Raw genomic sequence first — 22,298 nt, 5'->3', positions numbered from 1 at the left:
GAGGGTCAGCCCAGCATCTCCTTTAGGACTGCCATTTTTTTCATCTCTTCCATGACCAGGCTGTGGGCCGTGGCAAGATCGATTTTTTCAAATCCGATGAAATCCCCGGGCGTGGCCTGGGCCACCCTTGAAATGTCCGTGGAAACCAGTGTGGCGATTTTGGCATATCCCCCCACGGTCTGCTCCACCAGGAGGATAATGGGCTGTTCATCGGCCGGGATCTGGATGGAACCCGGCATGGAGGGCTCGGAAACTATACTCTTCGGCATGGAGGCTTTTATGGGAATGGCTTCCCCCTGGAGCCGGTATCCCATGCGGTCTGCCTTGGCCGTGACCATGTAAGGATCCCGAAAAAGAGTCGCAAGGCCCTGGTCAAAGTATTCGTCCTGGGGGCCGGGAATGACCCTGGCCGTGATCTGGGAGGGGTAGTCGGGGATCAACCGGGCCGGGATCTTCCTCTGTTTTGTTGTCAAAAGGAAATTTCCGGTATGGAGAACATCGTCCTTTTTCAGGGGGCGGCCCTGGAATCCGCCCAATTGTCCCCCCGTATAGGTGGAAAGGCTTCCCATGATCCGGGGAACGGATATTCCTCCGGAAAAGGCCAGGTAGGACCGGCAACCGGAAATGACCTGGCCGATGGTGACTATGTCTCCGGGAAAAACCCGGATGGACCGCCATCCTTTCTTTGGCTCGTCATTGATCCGGATTCCCATATCTGCCCCGGTAAGGGCCATGTCCATTTCTTTCATGATTTCAAGGGAGGGGCCCATGACCGTCAGCTCCAGGACTCCTGCATCTTCCGGATTGCCCACCAGGAGATTGGCCAGGGTAAAGGCCGACTGATCCAGGGCCCCGGACATGGGGACTCCCATGTGCTGAAATCCGAATCTGCCCCTGTCCTGGACCGTGGTGTATCCGCCCGGGGCCAGAATTTTTATGGAACTCATGAATTTTCCTCCGCCTTTTCCAGATGATCAAACGCCTGCCGGGAAACGGGAACAAACTTTATCCAGTCCCCGGCCCGGTACAAAAAGGGATTTTTTCTTTCCGGGGCAAAAAGTCTCAGGGGGGTCCGGCCGATGATCTGCCATCCCCCGGGAGAGGCAATGGGATAGATGCCGGTCTGGTTGTTGGCAATGCCCACGGAGCCCCTGGGAACGCTCATCCTCGGGGTTTTGAGCCTGGGGGTGGCCAGTTTTTTGTCCAGACCTCCCAGAAAGGGAAATCCCGGGGTAAACCCCACCATATAGATCAGGTATTCGGTGCCGGTGTGCAGCCGGATCACCTCATCCTCGGAAAGACCGGAAGAGAATCTCACATTCTCCATATCCGGCCCCAGGTCACCACCGTAGCAGACCGGAATTTCAACTATTTTCCTGGATCCTTCATCCACGGGGGAGCGGCCGGGGTCAAATCCTTTCACAAGGGCCCTGAGTTGTTCAGGCCGGATCTTTACGGGATCATGGTTGACCAGGATGGACCGGTAGGTGGGGATGATCTCCCGGACACCTTCCGGGCTTTCTTTTTCAAGGAACCGGGCCATGGCCCTGACCCGGATATTGACCTTGGGGTCAATGCCCTGTCCCAACTCAATGATAAAACCCCGGTCCCCGGCAATTCTGAACACCGGGCTGTCATAGGGACCGGTTTTCTCGCTCAAATCCATTCTCATTCCCCCATGGGCATCACATTGAAGCCGTTGTCTTCCAGCTTGAGTTTAATGGTCCGGACCAGGTCCAGGGCGGCCCTGTTGTCCCCGTGGACGCACAGGGTCTGGGCATCCAGGTCGATGCGGGTTCCGTCCACGGCCGTGACAAAGCCTGCGGCCATGTCCAGGGCCCGTTGGGCCACAAGCTCCGGATCCGAGATCACGGCCCCGGGTTCTTTTCTGGACACCAGGGTCCCTTCCGGGGTATAGGCCCGGTCCGGGAAGGCCTCAAAGGCCACTTTCAGCCCCAGATCCCGGCCCATCTGCCGCATGGTTTCCCCTTTTTGTCCGGCAAGGGCCACGAAGATCAGACCGGGATCCAGACCGATTATGGCCTCGGCCACGGCCCGGGCCACATCCTTGTCTTCGACGGCATCCAGGTAAAGGGCCCCGTGGGGTTTGACATGCTGGAGCCGGGTGTTGTTTGTCTTGCAGAAGCCGGCCAGGGCCCCGATCTGATAGACCAGGTAATGGCGGATTTCTTCCGGGCTTAAGGCCATGCTTCTCCGGCCGAATCCCATGAGGTCCGGGTATCCGGGATGGGCCCCGATACCCACATGGTTTTTAACGGCGGCCTTCACGGTTCTGTCCATGACCAGGGGATCCCCGGCATGGAATCCGCAGGCGATATTGGCCGATGAGATAAATTCCATGACCTCTTGGTCCATGCCTATTTTATAAGCGCCGAAGCTTTCCCCCATATCACAGTTTAAATCGATTTTTTTCATGGATTCCTCCTTTTTACTTGGCTGCCATGAGTTCCGGCAGGATCAGGGCGATTTTGGGAAAAAGGGTTAAAATGGTTGTGGTCAGCAGCATGAGAAAGAAAAAGGGCAGGGCGTGGCGGGCGATCTTCATGATGGGCTCTCCGGTGAGTCCCTGGATCACGAATAAATTGAATCCCACGGGCGGGGTGATCTGGCTGACCTCCACCATGAGAATCAGATAGATCCCGAACCATATGGGATCAAACCCGGCTGCCGTGACCATGGGAAGGGCAATGGGCAGGGTCATGACCACGATGGAGAACCCGTCCAGAAGACAGCCCAGGACAATATAGACCAGGCCCAGGAGGAGCATGAGCATATAGGGGGACAGTTCCATGCCCGTGATGGCCTGGGTAATGGCCGCCGGGATGCCTAAAAATCCCATGGCCCGGGACAGAAATCCCGCTCCCACAACGATGATCATGATCATGGCATTGGTTTTGACCGCTCCTTTCAGGCATTGAAAAAAGATCTTCCAGGTCATGTGGCGGTTGAGCACGGCAAAGACCAAAGCCCCGAAGACCCCAAGGGCAGCCGCTTCCGTGGGCGTGGCATATCCTCCGTAGATGGAGCCCAGAACCATGAGGATGAGGGCCAGGGTAGGAGCAAGATCCTTGAGTCCCAGGATCCGGTCTCTCCAGGAATAGGTGTCCTGGGTCCGGGGGGCGATGTCCGGGTTCTGGATTCCCCGGAAAATGATATAGACGGAGTATACCCCGGACAGCAAAAGCCCCGGTAGAACGCCTGCCATGAACATTTTGCCGATGGATACTTCGGCCAGGATTGCATATACAATCATGATCAGGGAAGGGGGGATGAGAAAGCCCAGGGTCCCGGCCCCGGCCAGGGATCCCATGGACAGACTCCTGTCATATCCCAGCTTGTCGAATTCGGCCAGGGTGATCCGGCCCACCGTGGCCGTGGTGGCGGCGCTGGAACCGGATACAGCGGCAAACAGGGTGCAGGAGACAATGTTCATGAGCAGAAGACCGCCGGGCAGGCGGTAGAGCCAGGGCACCAGGGCCTTGAACAACCGTTCCGATATCCCGGACCGGTATAGGATCTCTCCCATGAGGATGAACAGGGGCAGGGCCACGTACTCCCATTTTTCAATGATGGCCCATACCGAGGAGGCCATGTTGTTCCCGGCGGGCAGGGATGAGAAAAAGGTCATCCCGATGAATCCCACGATGAACAGGGAAAATCCCACCCAGATCCCCGCAGCCAGGGTTAGAAAAAGAGACCCGAAAACCACGACGGACATGATCAGCAATTCGGTTTCCACTAGACCACCTCCTCTTCGGTTTTAATGGCCGAGAATGTCTGGATGCATGTGGCGGCAAGCTGGATGAAAAAGCAGGCCGCGCCCACCAGCATAACAGCCTGGGGAATCCATAGAGGAGTATTTGTCAGGGTGCCGGAGGTGGATTCGTACCGGATGGAGGATCGGACCATGAAAAACAGATAAACCCATAGATATCCCATGAAAGCCGTGGTCACCAGGGTGGCGGCAAAGGTGATGATCCGGGCAATCTTTCCGGGCAGAAACCCCAGAATCAGTGTGATCCTGATATGCCCCTTTTCTTTGAGGCAGAAGCCTGCCCCCAGGAAGATGATGGCAGCCAGACCGTAGGCACTGTACTCGTCGGCAATGAGGGTTGTTTTTTCAAAGGCGTTCCAGATGAAGATCTCCACCAGGATGAGCAGGGTCATGAGACCCAGGATGACCGCGGAAATATCGGCCATGATCTCGCTCAGGGTATCGGATAGTTTTACGATTTTGTTCATTGACATAATCCCAGGGCAAACAAAAAGTCTAAGAGAAAAAAGTTTAAAATAGGGTGAACGTGGTTTCCGGATTTGGGCGGGAACTTTCCCAGATACAAGGCGCAAAGGATTTTAAGGCGGAGCGTACTGCTGTACGTGAGGACCTTAAAATCCTGCGGCAACGCCGTAGATGGGTGAGTTCCCGTTCAAATCCCCTTACCGGCCGGTGATGGTGTAATACTGCTTCAAAATCCCCTGGGCATCCTGGCCTGCTTTCTTTGCCCACTCGGCCCTAAGCTTTTCGCCCACGGCATTGAGCTGGGCCCGGAATTCCTTGGAAACCGGATCAATGATCATCCCGTTTTCCGTGAGGGTGGCCCGGCTCTTGCGGTCCATGTCCCCGGCCAGGTTCCACATCTCATCTTCCATCTGTGCGGCGATCTCAAGAACGATTCCCTGGGTTTTCTTGTCCAGTTTGTCCCAGGCTTCCATGTTCACGTTGATCATGTTCACCGGCCCAACGATATTGATGGGGGTAAAGTACTTGAGGACTTCCCAGGCTTTGGCGTCCACCCCGGATACCGAGGAGGTGTACATGGAATCCAGTAAGCCCGCTTTCATGGCCGGATACACTTCGGAAAAGGGCATTTTCCGGGCCGCAATGCCCGTGGCCTTGCCAAATGCCAGGCCTGTACCGTCATACACTCTCATCTTGAGACCGGCCAAATCAGATTCGGATTTGATGGCCCGCTGGGTATAGATGCCGGAAAAGGGCCAGACCGAGGTATAAAGGGTCATCTGCCTGAATTTTTTGAGCTGTTTGGCATAGACCGGCTTGGCCAGCTGATAGAGCAGGCGCTGTTCAAAGGCATTGGTGGAGATAAATGGCTGGGCGGTCAGGGCCAGGACCGGGGCATCCCCTTCCACCATTCCAGTGGGAATTTCAGCAATGGCCAGCTGTCCCTCAGCCACGGCCTTGAGCAGCTCAGGTCCCTTGAATCCCAGGGAAGAACCGGGATGAAGGACAATGGTCAGTTCCCCTTTGGTGGCTTTGGCCACACGGTCTGCAAAGACCTGTGCCCCCTTGGAATGAAAATTCCCGGCAGGGTAGTTTAGGTGCAGGTCCCATTTGGTCTTTGCCCATGAGGTGGAAAAGGCCGTCAAAGCAAACATCAGGCCGGTGACAACGATCAATAGTTTTTTCATTTCTTTTCTCCTTTGTTCTAGGGTTGTAAACCCTCATGAGGTCATGAACAGGATGATCCTCTGTCTGAAGGTTTCAATATGCTTGTGGAGCAGCTTCTTGAGCCGGGAACTGTTTTTTTCTTCCAGGCTTTGGATGATCTGGTCATGTTCGGTCACAACCGAATCATAGTGGATTTTCAAGGGACGGTCCGGGTCGATGGTGTTGCCGTAGGATAGGTAAGAGAGACGCTTGGCCTCGTTTCTCACGTCGTTCACGGCCCGGATCAAAAACTCATTTCTGGAGCATGCGGCAAAATTCATGTGGAACTCATGGTTGGCCTCCACCAGCCGGAATACCCGGTTGGAGAGAATTGCCTGCCTGGCCGCCTCGTTGGAGAGTCTCATCTCCTTTATATAGATGGAGCAGTCCTTGTTCACGGCCACATCCACCACGCCCTGCTCAATGATAATCATGGACTCAAACATGGCCTTGGTATTCTGAAGGGTGATGGGTCTTACGATCATCCCCTTGTTGGGATGGGATTCCACCATTTTTTCCCCCTGGAGCCTGACCAGAGCCTCCCGGACCGGGGTCCGGCCGATCTTCAGCTCTTCCACCAGCTGGGTTTCCTCCAGATGCTGGCTGGGCTGATACTCAAGGCTGACGATCTTCTTGACAATGTTTTCATAGGCAGATACTGCCAGGGGCTTTTTTGTTGCCGATTTAACCAAAGGTAAACTCCATTTTTGTGATTTTAAAAACGAAGGCCCAAAACTTTTCCGTTTTTAAAATATACTTGACATAGATCGAAAATATATGTCAAGTATATTTTAAAATTATTCTTCTCCGGATATCCGGAGCAAAAACCCAAAACAAAAGCAGGAGAAAAATGATGGGTGACAATACATATACGCTGAAATCGCCGGTCATGGGAACCTTTTACCGGGCGTCCAGCCCGGGCGGCCCGGCTCTGGCCGAAGTGGGGCAGGAGATCAGAGATTCGGATGTCCTCTGTGTGATCGAATCCATGAAGATTTTTACCGAGCTGCGCAGCGAGGTTTCCGGAACCGTTAAGCAGATCCTGGTGGAAAACGAGGAGCCTGTGATGAAAAACCAGGACATCATGATCATCGAGAAAAGCTGATCCCATTTAAAATTGAGGAGCCGGAAAATGGAAATCAAGCGCATCCTGATCGCCAACCGGGGGGAGATCGCCCTGAGGGTGATCCGTACCTGCAAGGAAATGGGAATTCACACCATTGCGGTCTATTCAGATGTCGACAGGGAAAGTCTCCACGTCAGGTCTGCAGATGAGGCCGTTCACATCGGGCCAGCCCTGAGCTATAAAAGCTATCTGAATATGGAAAATATCCTGGAGGCAGCAATCCGGGCCAAGGCCGACGCCGTCCATCCCGGATACGGATTTTTATCGGAGAACGCCGGATTTGCCCGGGCCTGTGAAGAAAAGGGTCTGATTTTCATCGGTCCCCCGGCCCGGACCATAGAAAAGGCCGGGGATAAGTCCTCTGCCCGGCAGATTCTGATGGACTCCGGTATCCCCGTGATTCCCGGATCCAAAGATGTGCTCTCCTCATCTGAAGCGGCCTGTGAGGCGGCAGAGAAGACGGGATTTCCCGTTATTTTAAAGGCTTCGGGCGGTGGCGGCGGCCGGGGAATGAGAATTGCCCGGGACCGGGACGAGCTGGTGAAGGCCTTTGACATGGCCTCGGGGGAAGCCGGGGCCGCTTTCGGTAATCCCGCCATCTACCTTGAAAAGTACATGGAAAAGCCCAGGCACATCGAGATTCAGATCCTGGGGGATCAATTCGGCAACTATGTCCATCTCAACGAGCGGGAATGTAGCATCCAGATGCGGTATCAGAAGCTCATCGAAGAGGCCCCGTCCCCTTTTGTGGATGAGAATCTGCGGAGCCTTCTCGGGGAGACCGCCATAAAAATCGCCCGGGCCATGGACTACGTCAATGCCGGGACCATGGAGTTTCTGGTGGATAAGGACAGGAACTTCTACTTCATGGAGGTCAATGCAAGGATCCAGGTGGAGCATCCCGTCACCGAGATGATCACGGGCCTGGACATCGTGGAGCAGCAGATCCGCATTGCCCGGGGAGAGAAACTGGGAATCCGCCAGGAAGATATGAGGCCCCGGGGCTGGTCCATGGAATGCCGGATCAACGCCTCGGACACCGAGGACGATTTCATGCCCTCTCCCGGGGAGATCGAATCCGTGATCTTTCCGGGGGGGCCGGGGGTCCGCATGGATACCCATATCCATGACCGGTATATGGTCGGCCCCTATTACGATTCTCTGATCGGCAAGCTCATCGTCCACGGGGAAAGCCGGGATGCTGCAGTCCGGCGCATGCAGCGGGCCCTGGACGAATTTGAGATCAAAGGGATCGCCACCACCATCCCCTTTTTCAGGAAGGTGTTTCAAACCCGGGCCTTCCGAAACGGGGATATGGATACCCATTTTATAGAAAGATATATGGAAGAAAGAGGGAAAAGCGGGTAAAGCCGGAAAAGCAGATGAGGAGGATTCATCCATGAGTGAGAGCAGCGTTTGGCTCCAGGACATGACCTGGGAAGAGGCCGGGCAGATCATTGAACAAAGCGGCAAAACCATTCTCATTCCCGTGGGAAGCACGGAACAGCACGGGTATCACCTGCCCCTGGGCACGGATACCATGGTGGCGGCCGCCGTTGCCGAAGATGCGGCAAAAAAGGCCCGGGTGCCCGTGGCCCCGCCCCTGTGGTTCGGCTGGAGCCCCCATCACATGGTCCTGCCCGGGACCATTACCGTCCGTCCGGAACTTCTGGCCGAGCTTTGCTTTGACATCATATCCTCCCTGTCCCGGCACGGATTTGAAAATTTTGTCCTGATCAACGGACATAGGATCGTCAACATCACCTGGCTCCAGATCGCAGCGGAAAGGGCCAAGCGGGAACTTGGCGTCCATCCCGTGATCTTTGATCCCGCCTATATGTCCAAGAGTCTGACCGCGTCCATGGGATGGGGCAGCGTGGGCCATGCCGAGGAGATCGAAACCTCCCAGATGATGCACTGTCATCCGGATCTGGTTAAAATTGACCGGGCCGTGGATCATCCCCACAGGGCCGTGAACCTATACAGCGTGGATCCCTCCTTTGAGGGGGACACCCTCTGTTATGTTCCCTCCAGCCCCGATGAGATGAAGGCCCTTGCCGAATCCTCCGGCGGAACCGCAGGAGAGCCCACAAAAGCCTCTGAAAAAGGGGGTAAAATTTACCACAACCACCTGGTCACCCGCCTGGTGGAGGTGATCCGGGATCTGCAGGCCAAAGGGAACTGAACAAATTTTTCCCGGAAGATCAGGGATAAATCTATCTGAAGAACAATTCACCGATTACGATTGCAACAACACCCATCATCAAGGCAATAACAATAAAACTGATCATGTTTTTCATGTCTGTTCTCCGATCTGCTGTTCAAAGGTTATCCATCCAATGGTATTTTCCAACTCAGTCTATTTCAATAGGGGGTGCCAGGAAAAAGTCATTCTCCCAGCATCATGCGGATGATCTCTTTGTCCGTCTCCCGCATCCCGTCCCGGCCCAGCCGGCCGATGTTGGCAATGGTGTTCTCCACCCCTTTTTTTACGATGCCGTCCCCGCCGTAAAACTGATACCCCTTTTGAAACATGTGAAATCCCAGGATGCCCGCGTCGACGGATGAGGCGATCTTGGCTGCACAGGAGGGCTTGGCTCCGTCGCAGATGATGCCCGAGACCGTGGCCAGGGCATTGACAATGGTATGGGCCACTTCCCTGAACCTCCCTCCGTGGAGCCAGGTAATGCCGGCCCCGGCACCGACTCCGGCGCAGACCGCCCCGCAATAGGCGGACAGCCTTCCGATTCCTGTTTTCTGGTGGATGGTCGTAAGGTTGGATACCACCAGGGCCCGGAGAAGGGTTTCCCTTTCAGCTCCAAGCTCTTTGGCATATTCAATGACCGGAACCGAGGCCGTGATTCCCTGGTTCCCGCTTCCGGAGACGATGACCACGGGCAGTTCGCACCCGCTCATCCGGGCGTCGGATCCTGCCGCAGCCATGGCCTTTGCCCGGATCTTGATGTCATTTCCCCAGGTCTCCAGCAGAATCGAGCCGATATTGGCCCCCCAGTTTCCCTTGAGCCCCTCCTCCGCGATCCTTGTATTGTACTCAATCTGACGGTCCAGGAGATCCTTTACCCGGGAAAGGTCTACCGCCTCGGCAAATTCCAGAATATCCATGACATTCATAAAGGAACGGTCCATGAGCCCGGATTTCTCGATTTCGTCGCAGTCCCGGTTCTGGTACAGGATCTCTCCGTCTTTGGTGATCAAAACGATATGGGTATGAAAGTGGGAGATCCGGACCGAGGCTTCTGACTCCCCGCTGAAAAGGGTGACCACCAGATCAAAGATCAGATCACTCCGGGTTTTACAGACCTTTATCTCCCTGTTTTCCAGAAAGGTCTTGATTCCCCTGCGGCCCTCCTCATCCACAGATGAAATCACCTCAAGGACCTGGGTCGCATCCCCGGCAACGATCCCGGCCGCGGCCGCAGCCTCTATGCCCCTGAAATTCCCGGTATTGGGCACCACCACGCTCTTTACATTTTTAATGATATTGTCGCTGGCTTCGATCCGGACCCGGTCCGGTTCCCGGCCCAGGACATCCCTGGCCTTTGCCGCAGCATAGGCGATGGCAATGGGCTCGGTACAGCCCATGGCCGGTACCAGTTCTTCCTTTAAAATATCAAGATAGTTTTTATATGATTCATCGTCCATTCTCACTCTCCTGTATCCTCTAAGTTCCAGAATTTTAGCCTGTTTTTCCATGGAAAACAATAAAAGATCCCTGGATTTTCTCGGGAATTGACTTTCCCTCCTGGCGTGCCTATATAATGAAATAGGCAAGAAAATAAAACCCAATAGGAAAAGCATCCATGGATAAAAAGAAAAAAGAGGAATACAGGGGCTTTGAGCAGGGGCCGATCCGCCCTCCCAGCGAGGCCTACAGCCTGCTGCTCCGTCTGACCCGGAACTGCCCCTGGAACCGGTGTTCCTTCTGCCGGGTCTATACCAATAAGAAGTTTTCTTTACGGCCGGTTGAGCATATCATCATGGACATTGATCTGATCCATACCTATATCCAGGGGATCTCCCAAAAATTTAAGCCCGGGCAACTCCCGGACCACAACGGGATTTCCGACCTGTTCAACAGCTTTGAAACCAAGGACAGGGTGGCGTTTAACGCGGCCATGAACTGGTATGCATCGGGCATGAAATCCATCTTTCTCCAGGACGCCAACTCCCTGATCCTCAAGCCTACGGATCTGATTTATATCCTGGAACATATCCGCAACTGCTTTCCAACGGCCGGCCGGATCACCTCCTATGCCAGGAGTCACACCATTGTAAGGATAAAGGATGAGAACCTTGAGCTCATGGCACGGGCCGGGCTCAACCGCATCCATGTGGGCATGGAATCGGGATCCGACAGGGTGCTGAAGCGGGTCAACAAGGGGGTGGACAAGCAGACCCATATCAAGGCCGGGCTAAAGGTGAAAAGGGCCGGCATGGAGCTTTCCGAGTATGTCATGCCGGGTCTGGGCGGAATCGAGCTTTCCATTGAACATGCCCTTGAAACCGCCTCGGCCCTGAACAGCATCAACCCGGATTTTATCCGTCTTCGGACCCTGGCCGTGACCAACGGCACAAAACTGGCCGAAGAAGCCCGCCGGGGAATATTTGAAAAACCCACGGATGTGATGATGGCCAAGGAGATCCGCGTGTTTCTGGAAAGCCTCAACGGCATTGATTCCTACATCAAAAGCGACCATATCCTGAACCTGTTTGAGACCATTGAGGGTAGGTTGCCCGAGGACAAGGACAAGATGATCCGGGTCATTGACCGGTTTTTCGATTTGGACCCAGAAGAACAGGCCCTTTACCAGGTGGGGCGGCGCATGGGATTCTTCCGGGGGCCTGAAGATATGGAGGGAAGCCCCCACATGGACCAGGTGAAAATGGCCTGCCGCCATTACGGGGTGACGCCGGACAATGTGGATCTGGTGATTGATGAACTGATGAAACGCTTTGTCTGAGACGGGTTCCCTTTATATCCATGTTCCCTTCTGCATCAGAAAGTGCGGGTACTGCGATTTTTATTCCATTGAAGACCAGGACCTGATCCCGGCCCTGGTCAAGGCCTTGGCCGGGGAGATCCGGCTCAGGACCGGGATCTCAGGAAAAGAGGGCTCTGATCCGGAAAAATCCTTGGAGATCTCCACCCTCTATTTCGGAGGAGGGACCCCTTCGCTTCTTCCTGTCCGGGCCGTGGAGTCCATTCTTGAGACCGTTCATGCCGCCTACCAGGTCCGGGATGGAGTTGAGATCACCTTTGAGGTCAATCCCGGCACCCTGGATGCCTCTTATCTGGCCGATCTCAGGCGTCTTGGCATCAACCGCCTCTCCATGGGGGCCCAGTCCTTTGATGGGGGAAAACTTGAGTTCCTGACCCGGATTCACACCGTGGAAGATAGTTTGAAAGCAATTGAACAGGCCCGAAAAGCCGGATTTGAAAACATGGGCCTGGACCTGATCTACGGACTTCCCGGGGAGAGTCCGGCTGACTGGGAAAAAGACCTTGAAACCGCGGTCCGGTTTGATCCGGCCCACTTGTCCTGTTATATGTTGACCATTGAACCCGGCACCCCCCTGTACAGCCTGGCGGAAAAAAAACAATTTACTCCTTGCAGCCCGGAAGCCAGGGCCCGGCTTTTTCTCAAGACTTCGGAACTCCTTGAACAGAAGGGCTATATCCACTATGAGATCTCCAATTTTTCCCGGGGACCTGGAAACCGGTCCAGGCATAACTCCAATTATTGGAACATGACGGACTACCAGGGGCTGGGCCCGTCCGCCCATTCCTTTGAACGGCCGGATCACGGGGATCCCCAAAGATCATGGAACGTTTCCGAGGTAAATACCTATATCCGGATGGTGGAAGCCTGCCTCCTGCCCCTGGAGGACCGGGAAATCCTGACCCCTGCGCAGCAGAAGCTGGAGCGGATCATGCTGGGCTTAAGAACCCGGGAAGGCATTGATATCCCCTGCTTTAACCGGGATTTTAAAGAGGATTTTTGCACAAAATTTGAAAAAATAATCCCCCGGTTAGAAGACCAGGGCTTGGGGAAGTTTACAGATCAAAAACCTTCCGGGGAAAAATTCGGCAACCTCCACTTTAGGCTGACCCGGGACGGCTGGACACGCCTGGACAGTATTGTCGAAACCTTTGCCGACAGGATTCTGTGACCGGTATCGAGGAAGCCCATTTCCTTCCTGAATCGAGATCTTCTAAAATCTTGACAAAGTTCACATATTTGTATGCTTTGAATTCACGAGGTCAATATCATTTTACAAGACCATTCCAGGGAAGTGACCTGTTGAAGACCACTTGGATTCTCTCTCTGATACTCAAGTTGCTAAAATTACCTGGGTTTTGAAATTGGTACGTGAAACTCAAAATATATCCGCCAAATATTTCAAGAAATTGGTCAATACAGATGATATCTGGGAAGTACGAGTGAGTATAGGAAAGAATATTTTCCGTCTTCTTGGTTTTATGCAGGGGCAGGAATTAATCATTTTGACGAATTCTTTTCAAAAGAAAAGTCAAAAGACCCCAAAGAAAGAGATTAAACTGGCGGAACAAAGAAAAAAAGAATATCTGAGCAGGAGGTAGCTATGGATGACCTTGATAGATATATAGAGAAAAGAAAAACAAAGAGTCCGAAATTTGCTCAAAATTATGAGAAAGGCTAGGAGCAGTTTAAAATTGGTGTTCTCCTTAAGCAGGCCGTCTTGAGGCGGGGCTCACCCAAGAGCAGGTTGCAATTAAATTAAACACCGGGAAATCTGCAATTTCACGGATCGAAAACCATGCCGAAGATATCCGTTTGTCCACCTTAGTAAACTACGCACAGGCTTTGGGAAAAAGTCTTGGGCTGGAAGTGGCATGATCTGCTCTCAATTGAAACTCATACTTTCCGCCGAAGCTGCCGCACATCCCCCACCCTAATGGTCAGATGGGTGGAGTCAAAGTATTCGATCAGGGGAATGACAAATTTCCTGGAAATCCCGGTCAGGTCCTTGAACTCGGGGGTGGACATCTGTTCATTGGCCTTTAAAAATTCAATGACCCTGTTTTCAAGATCCTGAATAATCCCGGCGTCAAAGTAGAGGTCGTCCTTGGTTTTGACAATGGCCTTTTCTTCTATGAGGACGTGAAGGACGTCTTTGGCGGTTTTCTGATCCAGGTTCAGATCCTGGCACACGGTCCGGAAAAAAGGCGGGGTCAGACCCGAGCCCTGGTAGATTTTAATGATCTTCTCCTTGATCTCGTGCTGGTCCACTTTCAGGGCGACCGTGAAATCTGCCATCTTGATCAGGTTCTTGTCCTGGACAATGAGGTTTTCCTTTGCCAGGCGGGTGAAAAGAATATTAAAGAATCGGACATCCTCAATGTACTGGAATTTGGATTTGAGTTCCTGGGTGGGCATTCCCTCTTTTAAGGGATTGACTTCATGGAAAGCCTTGATCTTTTCGATGATCTTCCCCTTGAACTCATCGAAAACCGGTCCGGACACGTAAATCTGCCGGTCCTTGTCCGTCTGGATGATGTCCTGGCGGGCCAGCATCTTCTGGAGGGTGGCGGCAAGTTTTTTGTCCGGGATATTGGTCATGACCCGGAGTTCGGTCAGGGAGAGACCCTGGAATCCTTTCTGGGACAGGAAAAACTCAAGGGTCTGTTCCGGCTCTTCCAGGATCAGGGCCTCCAGGCCCTGGATCACGTTCTGATCGTTGAGCTTATGCTTCTGGGAAACCGGGTTGAGAATGGCTCCGCCGCCGATGGTTCTCACCGGGGAGTAGCTCCTGACCACATACCGGTCATCCTTGATGCAGCAGACCGGGGATTCCAGCCTGAACTGTACCGGGGCCTCGTCTCCGGGCAAAAGTTCCTCCCGGTCCAGGAGGATCATATATCCCAGGATTTCGCTGGTGCCCGAATGGAACCGGATCCGGGTCCGGTTTTTGGCCGGTTTGGCATTGCTCTTCAGAAAATGGAAGTGGGCATCCACCATATAGCTTTCAATGAGGGTATCCGGGGTGGAGAGAATATCCCCCCGCAGGACCGCTTCCTTGTCCAGGCCCTGGAAGTTGATGGCCGTCCTTGTCCCGGCCGAGGCCTGATCCACACCGCTGGAATGGACCTGGATTCCCCGGACCTTGGATACGATCTTCCTGGGATAGACCATGATGTCTTCTCCCACCCGTATGCTGCCCGAGGTCAGGGTCCCGGTGATCACGGTCCCGAATCCTTTCATGGAAAAGACCCGGTCCACGGGGAGTCTGAAGATGGAGGAGAATTTTCGCTCGGGCAGTTCTGCGCAGATATTTTCCAGGGTGGATAAAAACAGATCCAGGCCCTGGCCCGTGGTCGAAGAGACCGGGACAACCGGTTTTTCCTCTAAAAAGGTTCCCTGGACAAAATCGTTGATATCCTCCATGGCCAGTTCCAGGAGATCTTCATCCACCAGATCGGTCTTGGTCAGGGCGATCATACCGTGTTCAATGCCCATGAGGTTGCAGATCTCCATGTGCTCCCGGGTCTGGGGCATAACCCCTTCATCCGCTGCGATCACCATGGCCACCACATCAATGCCGCTGGAACCGGCCACCATGTTTTTAACGAATTTCTCATGGCCGGGCATGTCCACAATGCCGATGTGCTTTCCGCTGGCAAGGTCCAGGGAGGCAAAGCCCAGTTCTATGGTGATCCCCCGTTCCTTCTCTTCCTTGAGCCGGTCGGTCTCGATGCCGGTCAGGGCTTTGACCAGGCTGGTTTTGCCGTGATCAATGTGGCCGGCGGTTCCTAAGATGATATTGTCCAATGAAGCATCCTCTTCCAGGCAAAAGATTTATTCTTTGGTTTTTTTGAAATAGCCCATGGCATAGGCCAGGGCCGTAAGGATTATCCCGGTGCCCACACCGTAAAAGATCCCCCAGTCCGGCCGGAACAGTCGTGTCAGAAGAATCCCGAAGACCAGGCCCAGGATCAGCCGGACAAAAAATATCAATAAAGCGTTCATAATTAAGGTTCCCAGAGTCTAATAAAATCCAAATTCATAAATAATAGTCAAACCCCCGGCCGAGGTCAATCTTATTTAAGGGTTTGACAAAGTTTACCCCAAGGTTGAAGTTTAGGAAAACAGTTCGGCCATTCTATCCCGGCTCTGGATCAGATCCTTTGGGTCCGGGGAGAAGATTTCCAGGGTCATGGTATGGTTGTATCCTGATTTCTTGATCTGCCCGGCAAATTTTTCAAAATCAATGGACCCGCTTCCCACCCTGAGATGTTCATCCTGTTTTCCGTTGTTGTCGCTCACGTGGATATGGCCGATGCGGTCCGGGAACATTCGGATGAATTCAAAGAGCCGGGTTCCTTCAGGGTCGCCCATGTTGGCATGCCCGGTGTCCAGGGTCAGTTGAAGCCCGGGAAATGCCTCGAACACGTGAATAAAGTGTTCGGGACTGAAAAAAGTATGATACCCGGGGAACATGTTTTCAAGGCAGAGGGGGATCCCTAAGCCTTCGGCCTCTGTTACAACGGTGGCGAGGCTTTCACGGGCCAGTCCTGCGGCCTTTTCCGGAACAAAGGGGCCCAGACCGCTGAGCATGGGGGGATGAACCACGGCCTTGACTGCATGGAGCCGGGCAGCCGTCTTTAGGGAAAAGATCATCTCTTCCAGGGAGGCTTTCCGGATCCTTGGCGCAAGATCCGCCGTATAGACAAAGGTGGGAAGGTGGCAGATCAGCTCCATGCCGCAATCCTCAAGGGTTCTGCTCAATTCCGTCCGGATCCTGTTAATCTCTGCATAATGGGCACAGGGCGGGTCAAGGCTCAGTTCAAAATAGTCAAACCCGAGATCGGCAATCTTCCGGAGCTCATCCGGCACCGGCTTTATGGGAAAGTTCATTGCACCGAATTTCATTTTGCATCCTGATGACGGGGTTAAATCTGTTTTTCTCTAGGATAGAGTAGTAGGCGGTCCGGCAGATGAAGTCAAGGGGTCTCTTTTTATGCTTTTCTTGCCGGAAAAATATCGGTTAGGGCTCGACAAGAAAAACCAGGGTTGATAAGGGGGGTATGGAAAAATGATTTTTTATAAATTGGGGTACCAGGAGGAGGTCAATTGTGAGCCGGACAGAATCTGCACAGGAGTTGAGAAAAGCCGCAAAAGCCATATTCAATGCCGGAATCGGGGCAGTGGCTCCGGAGGCCTGTATTGACAAGTATATCCAGGTAACCGGGGATATGCTCAAACTGGGAACGACTCAAATTCCCTTTGAAAATATCCAGCGGATCTTTCTCATCGGCGCGGGCAAGGCCTCCGCTGCCATGGCCGCCCGGGCCGAAGCCCTTCTGGGATCCCGGGTTCACGACGGACTGGTGATCACCAAGTACGGGCACGGGGCGAATCTTGAACAATGCCGGGTCATGGAGGCCGGTCATCCGGTTCCCGACCGCAACGGTCAAGATGCTGCCGACGCTCTTCTGGACCTGGTCTCCGGGGCCGGTCCCAAAGACCTGATCCTCTGCATGATCTCCGGCGGAGCTTCGGCATTGACCCCGGCCCCGGCAGAGGGAATTACCCTGGAAGACAAGCAGGAAACCACCCGGCAGCTTCTCGGCTGCGGGGCAAACATCCACGAGATCAACACCGTCCGGAAGCATCTGTCCCGGATCAAGGGCGGGCAGTTGTGCCGGAAGGCCAACGGCGCGCCCATCATCTCCCTGATCCTTTCCGATGTCATCGGGGATGATCTCGATATCATCGGGTCGGGTATGACCGCCCCGGACAGGGGCACTTTTAAGGACTGCAGGGATATCCTGGTCAAGTACGGCCTCTGGGATCAGATTCCAAAACCGGTTCAGAACCGGATTCATGCAGGGATAGAAGGGCAGATCCGGGAAACCCCCAAGCCCGGGTCTCCTGAATTTGCCAATGTCACCAATCTGATCGTGGGGAGTCTGTCCGACGCCCTATCAGCGGCTGAGAAAGAAGCCGCAAACCAGGGGTTTGCCCCCCTTGTCCTTTCCTCCATGATCCAGGGGGAGGCAAGTGAGGTGGCCAGGGTCCTCTGTGCTGTGGCCAAGGAGGTCCGCCGTTCCAACCGGCCTGTTTCTACACCGGCCTGCCTGCTTTCCGGCGGGGAGACAACGGTTACCATCCGGGGAGAGGGAAAAGGGGGACGGAACATGGAACTGGCCCTGGCCGCGGGAATGGAACTGGCCGGGGAATCCGGGATCCTGATGCTTTCCGCCGGTACCGACGGTACCGACGGCCCCACAGATGCGGCCGGCGCCTTTGCCGACGGATCCACAACGGCCCGGGCCGAAGTCTTGGGATTGTCAGCCCCAAGCTTCCTCGGGGAGAATGATTCCTACCATTTTTTCAAACCCCTGGACGATCTTCTGATCACCGGCCCCACCCGGACCAATGTCATGGATCTCCAGATCCTGCTGGTCAATACGAGGTGATTCCGGTTCCCGGGCCGGGAGAATGAAGAGAATTTTCCGGAAAATCGGAGGAGGAAATTGTATTGAGGCTTCAAGCAGCCATGCAGATTGCCGTTGATCAGGCAAAAAAAAGCCTGTGTGAAGGCAACAACGGGTTTGGCGCCGTGATCCTCCTTGGGGATAGGATCATTGCCCAAGGCCGGGATACCGAAGAGACCCGGCAGGACCCCACTGCCCATGCAGAGATAAATGTCATCCGCCAGGCTTCCAGAAAATTGGGAACCAAGGATTTGAGCGGCTGCATCCTGATCACTACCCATGAGCCCTGTCCCATGTGCGCGGCCGCCATTGTCTGGTCCGGGATAAAAAAGATCGTGTTCGGATTTTCCATTGAAGATGCCCTGAAACAGGGCCGCAGGAGAATCGGTATCCCTTGCAGGGAGATATTTTCAAGAGCAGGGGCAAAGGTGATGATTGAAAAGGGACCCTTGGGGGATGAATGCGCACTGCTCTATAATGGTGCGGTCCGGCAGGAAATCCAAAAGCTGAGAAATGCCACAAAAGATCAGCTCCTGATGTATAACGAGGAATCCACCCGGAAAAGGCTGGAATGGTTTGAGGCTAAAGTCTCTTCTTGTCATGGTTTTTCCGATGACAAGATTAAAGCCGGGTATCAGTTGTTGCTCAGTCGCTTCAATATCAGAGAAGACCAGGCCCCCATCGTGGAAAGAACCGGGAAAAAGATCCTGTTTCATTCGAAAAACTTCTGCCCGACCCTGGAGGCATGCAGGATACTCGATTTGGATACCCGGTATATCTGCAGATACTATAATGAAAGATCAACGGATCTGCTGGTCAAGCAGATTGACAAGAACCTTCGGTTTACACGGAATTATAAGAAAATAAGGCCGTATTCAGAGTATTGCGAGGAGATGATCCTCCTGGATGGATAGGGAGGATTTAGAATATCCTTCTGAAAAAGGATCAGAAAAGTATTGAAAAAACCCCCTGGCTCTGATATACAAGTCAAGTTTTGTTGCGGTGGGTGTAGCTCAGTTGGTAGAGCACTAGGTTGTGGCCCTGGTTGCCGCGGGTTCAAATCCCGTCACTCACCCCATTTTTTCTATTTAATTCCAGCCAGTTGACTTTCTTTTTTACCTTTAATCTCCAAAGATTCTTGACCAGAATTGCATTTTTGTTTTCGGGAACAACTTCATTCCATGAAGAACCCCTTCTGTATTCATCATAGTACATATACATTGGAACATCGATAACATCTCGATATAATCCAAATTTAAAATATGTAATTTGTTTCCATTTACTGTGATGAGCGGTTTGCCCTTTATATTGAATAATCTGGGTGTTATTCAGATATACATTAATAAAGCCTGATTCGGAATGTGATGCTTTAGCATGGACAACTATTCGAATCCATCTATCTTTGAAATCTTCTTTTGATTGGTAGTAATTTATTTTAGTACGATCAAATCTTTGTTTCAGTTTTAATTTGCCGTTTTCATATTCCATTGCAATAAGAGGATTGCCATCACCAGCTTGTTTTAGCTGCCATATTACAAGTCTGTTATCAATTTTGGGAAAGTCTTTAGGGATTTTGAAATCAATTCTGTACCAAGCTTCATCATCTAAGGATACTTTTAAGGGATCTTGAATTTCAGATCGTTCTGTATTCTTAGCAAGCTTGTATCCTTTATCAATCGTAATTCTAAGACCTTTCCTGCCAAAATGCTTCTCATCTGCAGTGATCTGCCAAGCATGATCTTCAATTTTATCAAATCTGAATTTTTCTTTTACTTCTAGTTCTGATTCAAAACTTGATTGAAAAATTGGTATTTTTGTGGTAGTGTCAAATATTTTTCGCACTTTTGATTCTGGTCTCAACTCAGTTTCATAATTTAAGCTGCATATTCTTTGTTAATTTTCATTTCTTTTAATAATTCCATATTCAGGTATTTTTTCGATCCCCACTTGGTGCCTGCAATATGTCTGAGTCGAGCTCCAACCAGCATAATAGCAGAGTTCCCATCAGGGAAAGCACCCACCACTCGCGTTCGTCTACGGATCTCTTTCATAATCCTCTCGAGAGGATTATTGGTCCGGATCCTCCGCCAGTGCTTACTTGGAAAATCATAATATGTGAGCGTTTCTAAAATGTTTTTTTCAACTTTTTCGGCAGCAGATCTGAGTTTTTTCTCTTTTAATTTCAAAACCACAGCCTTTGCCTTTTCAATTGCTGCCTGTTTATCTTCAGAAGCGTGAATAGCCTTGAGCATTCTGGATACTTCATTCATTTTGCCGCGAGGGACGACACTGAATACATTTCTATAAAAATGAACTGTACACCTTTGCCATTTGGCATCAGGATAAAAGTCACCCAAGGATTCAACCAGGCCAAGGCAGGCATCACTAATTACGAGTTCAACACCTTTGAGACCCCGTTGCTTTAAATGCTTTAGGAAACCACTCCAGCCTGCTTTATCTTCTTTGTGGCCTTCCTGGACACCTATTACCTGGCGATATCCCTCCTGGGAAACGCTGACGGCCACGAGGACAGATACATTACGGACTTCATTTGCCCAGGTTCTTTTGAGAACAATGCCGTCCAAGTATACATATGGATGATTACCTTCAATCGGCCGGTTCCGCCAGTCTTCTATATGTTTATAAATCTTTTTGTTCAGATTGCTCACAGTGCCGGGACTGACCCGAGTTCCCCAAAGCGCCTGGGTGATATCTTCAACCCGTCTTACAGACACACCCGCCAGATACATCTCTATCATGGCTTCTTCAACTGAAGATTCTCGGCGTTTATACCGTTCGATGATAGCGGTTTCGAATTTCTGTTGTCTCAGCTTAGGCACGTTCAGTTTAACCTCGCCTGCCTTTGTATGGAGGTTTCTTTGATAATAACCGGCTCGGGTATCAGTTCTGGATTGGGTGCGTTGGTAGCGCTCTGCATTGCAAAGTTTGTCAGCTTCTGCATCCAACATTTTATTGAGCGTCTCTTCAACTGTGCCTCTTACCATTTCTCCAAGGTGATCTTGAATCTTTGATTCATCAATTTTAATGACTTTATCCAGCTTTTGTGTATACTCTTTTTCCAAGATGGTCTCCTTTCTTGATTATTGTTTTTTCTTGGTCGATTTAACAAATAACCAAGTTGAGACCATCTTTTCAATTTTTAATTGTGCGAAATTATTTATACGTTATCAGTTCTTTTTGCTTTTCCCTTCTTCTCTTTTGACCATTACAGATACTGAACTTATAATTCCGTCAACGACGAGCTCGTCAATAACTTTGTTAAAAATCGGGCTCATTCCAAAATCATCTGCTGTTATAATTATTCCTCGTTCTTTCATAATCGATCTATCCATTATGTCGATTTAATGTTAATGATAATTTATCAACTGTGTAACTTTGTCTAAAGAAAACTGTCGACCTTGAACCCTAACTTTTCCCTATTGTTTAAATTAAAAGCAAACTGACGTATTAGGCATATCTTTATAGATGATACTTCATTATCAATTCAAATCCATGCAAGACTATAATTGAAAGTCTAAAACTATTGCTGTATTTCAATATGTTAAATTGAAAGATATTTATTCCCTTCAAAATATCTTTCTGACATAATAAATACTTTATAATAATAAGGATCTATCCGTGGAATAACTTCCCCTATGGTTATTTCAGTATCAACAGTGTTAGTTATACCAGCATCGTCAATTTGATAACCTGTAATTCGCGCCTTTTCGATTCTGCCAGAAAAAAGATCAAGTCCATCTTGGAGTTTCATTTGGACGAGGCCGCCGACTTCATCCGCTTGTAGCTTGTATTGCTCCAAAGGTATATTTGATTCAAGCAAGTATACGTGAGCAAACTCCTGGTTGAGTTTGTCTCCAACACGAGCTGAACTCATACGGATACCCAAATAAATTAAATTTTCATATTTTGCATTTATACCAAGTTCTTCATTAAGCTCTCTTAGACCATCCTCTTTTGACTCTCCTGCCGCCAAATGACCAGCGGCAGTTATATCTAAAGTGTTTGGAAACGTTTTTTTTTCGGGACCTCTTCTCTGAAACAAAATATATTGTTCTTCCCCCGTATTCCTGATTATCCAACAATGAAATGTTTGGTGCCAGTATCCTTTTTGGTGGACCTCTTTTCTACTTGCAGTACCTAAATAGTTCATCTTGTCATCAAAATAATCTAACATTTCAGACATA

24 protein-coding genes and 1 tRNA gene are annotated in these 22,298 nt (G+C 51.5%); 10 read left to right on the top strand and 15 right to left on the bottom strand.

Annotated features, from left to right (window positions below; genetic code table 11):
* Positions 1-5: 5 nt before the first annotated feature.
* From F608_RS30675 to F608_RS0104085, 7 genes are all read right to left on the bottom strand, one after another.
* Complete coding sequence (locus F608_RS30675; protein ID WP_022664350.1) at positions 6-947, bottom strand: 5-oxoprolinase subunit C family protein; 942 nt, start codon at positions 945-947, stop codon at positions 6-8.
* Positions 944-1,666 (bottom strand): 5-oxoprolinase subunit PxpB, encoded by a 723-nt coding sequence (gene pxpB, locus F608_RS0104110; RefSeq protein WP_161626814.1) that lies wholly within the window; start codon positions 1,664-1,666, stop codon positions 944-946. The genes F608_RS30675 and pxpB overlap by 4 nt, the downstream gene beginning before the upstream one ends.
* A gap of 2 nt (positions 1,667-1,668) precedes the next feature.
* Positions 1,669-2,436, bottom strand: a complete 768-nt coding sequence (locus F608_RS0104105; protein WP_022664348.1) for a LamB/YcsF family protein — start codon at positions 2,434-2,436, stop codon at positions 1,669-1,671.
* Between the two features lie 13 nt (positions 2,437-2,449).
* Positions 2,450-3,760 carry a TRAP transporter large permease gene (locus F608_RS0104100; protein ID WP_022664347.1) on the bottom strand — a complete coding sequence of 437 codons (1,311 nt, stop codon included), beginning with the start codon at positions 3,758-3,760 and terminating at the stop codon, positions 2,450-2,452.
* Positions 3,760-4,263, bottom strand: a complete 504-nt coding sequence (locus F608_RS34385; protein WP_022664346.1) for a TRAP transporter small permease subunit — start codon at positions 4,261-4,263, stop codon at positions 3,760-3,762. Before F608_RS34385 ends, F608_RS0104100 begins: the two co-directional genes overlap by 1 nt.
* A 195-nt stretch (positions 4,264-4,458) precedes the next feature.
* Positions 4,459-5,448 (bottom strand): TRAP transporter substrate-binding protein, encoded by a 990-nt coding sequence (locus F608_RS30665; RefSeq protein WP_022664345.1) that lies wholly within the window; start codon positions 5,446-5,448, stop codon positions 4,459-4,461.
* A gap of 33 nt (positions 5,449-5,481) precedes the next feature.
* Positions 5,482-6,159: a GntR family transcriptional regulator gene (locus F608_RS0104085; RefSeq protein WP_022664344.1), complete on the bottom strand. Its 678-nt coding sequence runs from the start codon at positions 6,157-6,159 to the stop codon at positions 5,482-5,484.
* A 161-nt stretch (positions 6,160-6,320) separates the two neighbouring features.
* On the opposite strand from F608_RS0104085, the gene F608_RS30660 reads away from it, so the two are divergent.
* From F608_RS30660 to F608_RS30655, 3 genes are read left to right on the top strand one after another with little or no spacing between them, the layout of a single operon-like run.
* Positions 6,321-6,572 (top strand): acetyl-CoA carboxylase biotin carboxyl carrier protein, encoded by a 252-nt coding sequence (locus tag F608_RS30660; protein ID WP_022664342.1) that lies wholly within the window; start codon positions 6,321-6,323, stop codon positions 6,570-6,572.
* 27 nt (positions 6,573-6,599) lie between these two features.
* Positions 6,600-7,961, top strand: coding sequence for an acetyl-CoA carboxylase biotin carboxylase subunit (gene accC, locus F608_RS0104075; protein WP_022664341.1), 1,362 nt, complete (start codon positions 6,600-6,602; stop codon positions 7,959-7,961).
* Positions 7,962-7,992: 31 nt separating this feature from the next.
* Entirely contained in the window at positions 7,993-8,778 is a 786-nt protein-coding gene (locus F608_RS30655; RefSeq protein ID WP_022664340.1) for a creatininase family protein, read from the top strand.
* Between the two features lie 203 nt (positions 8,779-8,981).
* Here the strand turns inward: F608_RS30655 and F608_RS0104060 are convergent, their stop codons facing one another.
* Complete coding sequence (locus F608_RS0104060; protein ID WP_022664339.1) at positions 8,982-10,256, bottom strand: L-cysteine desulfidase family protein; 1,275 nt, start codon at positions 10,254-10,256, stop codon at positions 8,982-8,984.
* Between the two features lie 158 nt (positions 10,257-10,414).
* Here F608_RS0104060 and F608_RS0104055 point away from each other — a divergent pair, with 158 nt between their 5' ends.
* From F608_RS0104055 to F608_RS36820, 4 genes are all read left to right on the top strand, one after another.
* Positions 10,415-11,575, top strand: a complete 1,161-nt coding sequence (locus F608_RS0104055) for a radical SAM protein (RefSeq protein WP_022664338.1) — start codon at positions 10,415-10,417, stop codon at positions 11,573-11,575.
* The gene (gene hemW, locus F608_RS0104050; protein ID WP_022664337.1) at positions 11,568-12,785 is read left to right on the top strand and encodes a radical SAM family heme chaperone HemW; all 1,218 of its coding nucleotides are present in this window, start codon (positions 11,568-11,570) and stop codon (positions 12,783-12,785) included. The genes F608_RS0104055 and hemW overlap by 8 nt, the downstream gene beginning before the upstream one ends.
* 142 nt (positions 12,786-12,927) lie before the next feature.
* A complete protein-coding gene (locus F608_RS0104045; RefSeq protein ID WP_022664336.1) occupies positions 12,928-13,215 on the top strand; it encodes a type II toxin-antitoxin system RelE/ParE family toxin in 288 nt (95 codons plus the stop codon).
* A 151-nt stretch (positions 13,216-13,366) separates the two neighbouring features.
* Positions 13,367-13,492: a helix-turn-helix domain-containing protein gene (locus F608_RS36820; protein WP_244154275.1), complete on the top strand. Its 126-nt coding sequence runs from the start codon at positions 13,367-13,369 to the stop codon at positions 13,490-13,492.
* 18 nt (positions 13,493-13,510) lie between these two features.
* Here the strand turns inward: F608_RS36820 and selB are convergent, their stop codons facing one another.
* From selB to F608_RS0104030, 3 genes are all read right to left on the bottom strand, one after another.
* Positions 13,511-15,424: a selenocysteine-specific translation elongation factor gene (gene selB, locus F608_RS0104040; RefSeq protein ID WP_022664335.1), complete on the bottom strand. Its 1,914-nt coding sequence runs from the start codon at positions 15,422-15,424 to the stop codon at positions 13,511-13,513.
* A 27-nt stretch (positions 15,425-15,451) separates the two neighbouring features.
* Positions 15,452-15,622: a hypothetical protein gene (locus tag F608_RS36545; RefSeq protein WP_022664334.1), complete on the bottom strand. Its 171-nt coding sequence runs from the start codon at positions 15,620-15,622 to the stop codon at positions 15,452-15,454.
* A gap of 111 nt (positions 15,623-15,733) precedes the next feature.
* On the bottom strand, positions 15,734-16,525 hold the full coding sequence (locus F608_RS0104030; protein ID WP_022664333.1) for a sugar phosphate isomerase/epimerase family protein: 792 nt from the start codon (positions 16,523-16,525) through the stop codon (positions 15,734-15,736).
* A gap of 203 nt (positions 16,526-16,728) precedes the next feature.
* Here F608_RS0104030 and F608_RS0104025 point away from each other — a divergent pair, with 203 nt between their 5' ends.
* The 3 genes from F608_RS0104025 (at position 16,729) to F608_RS0104015 (ending at position 19,171) form a co-directional block, all read left to right on the top strand.
* Positions 16,729-18,075 (top strand): glycerate kinase type-2 family protein, encoded by a 1,347-nt coding sequence (locus tag F608_RS0104025; RefSeq protein ID WP_022664332.1) that lies wholly within the window; start codon positions 16,729-16,731, stop codon positions 18,073-18,075.
* A gap of 62 nt (positions 18,076-18,137) precedes the next feature.
* Positions 18,138-19,007 (top strand): nucleoside deaminase, encoded by an 870-nt coding sequence (locus tag F608_RS0104020; RefSeq protein WP_022664331.1) that lies wholly within the window; start codon positions 18,138-18,140, stop codon positions 19,005-19,007.
* An 88-nt stretch (positions 19,008-19,095) separates the two neighbouring features.
* Positions 19,096-19,171, top strand: a tRNA-His gene (locus F608_RS0104015).
* On the opposite strand, the gene F608_RS35585 is transcribed toward F608_RS0104015, so the two are convergent.
* The 4 genes from F608_RS35585 to F608_RS30650 form a co-directional block, all read right to left on the bottom strand.
* Positions 19,150-19,953 (bottom strand): heparin lyase I family protein, encoded by an 804-nt coding sequence (locus tag F608_RS35585; protein WP_027362452.1) that lies wholly within the window; start codon positions 19,951-19,953, stop codon positions 19,150-19,152. The genes F608_RS0104015 and F608_RS35585 overlap by 22 nt on opposite strands.
* Before the next feature lie 14 nt (positions 19,954-19,967).
* On the bottom strand, positions 19,968-21,152 hold the full coding sequence (locus F608_RS0104005) for an IS256 family transposase (RefSeq protein WP_051148546.1): 1,185 nt from the start codon (positions 21,150-21,152) through the stop codon (positions 19,968-19,970).
* Positions 21,153-21,281: 129 nt separating this feature from the next.
* Positions 21,282-21,431, bottom strand: coding sequence for a ChbG/HpnK family deacetylase (locus tag F608_RS35580; RefSeq protein WP_022664329.1), 150 nt, complete (start codon positions 21,429-21,431; stop codon positions 21,282-21,284).
* Between the two features lie 224 nt (positions 21,432-21,655).
* Positions 21,656-22,297 carry an NUDIX hydrolase gene (locus F608_RS30650; RefSeq protein ID WP_022664328.1) on the bottom strand — a complete coding sequence of 214 codons (642 nt, stop codon included), beginning with the start codon at positions 22,295-22,297 and terminating at the stop codon, positions 21,656-21,658.
* Between the last annotated feature and the right edge of the window lies 1 nt (position 22,298).

It is taken from the genome of Desulfospira joergensenii DSM 10085, from assembly GCF_000420085.1.
GTDB lineage: Bacteria > Desulfobacterota > Desulfobacteria > Desulfobacterales > Desulfobacteraceae > Desulfospira > Desulfospira joergensenii.
This window is presented reverse-complemented; position numbering and strand designations above follow the sequence as displayed.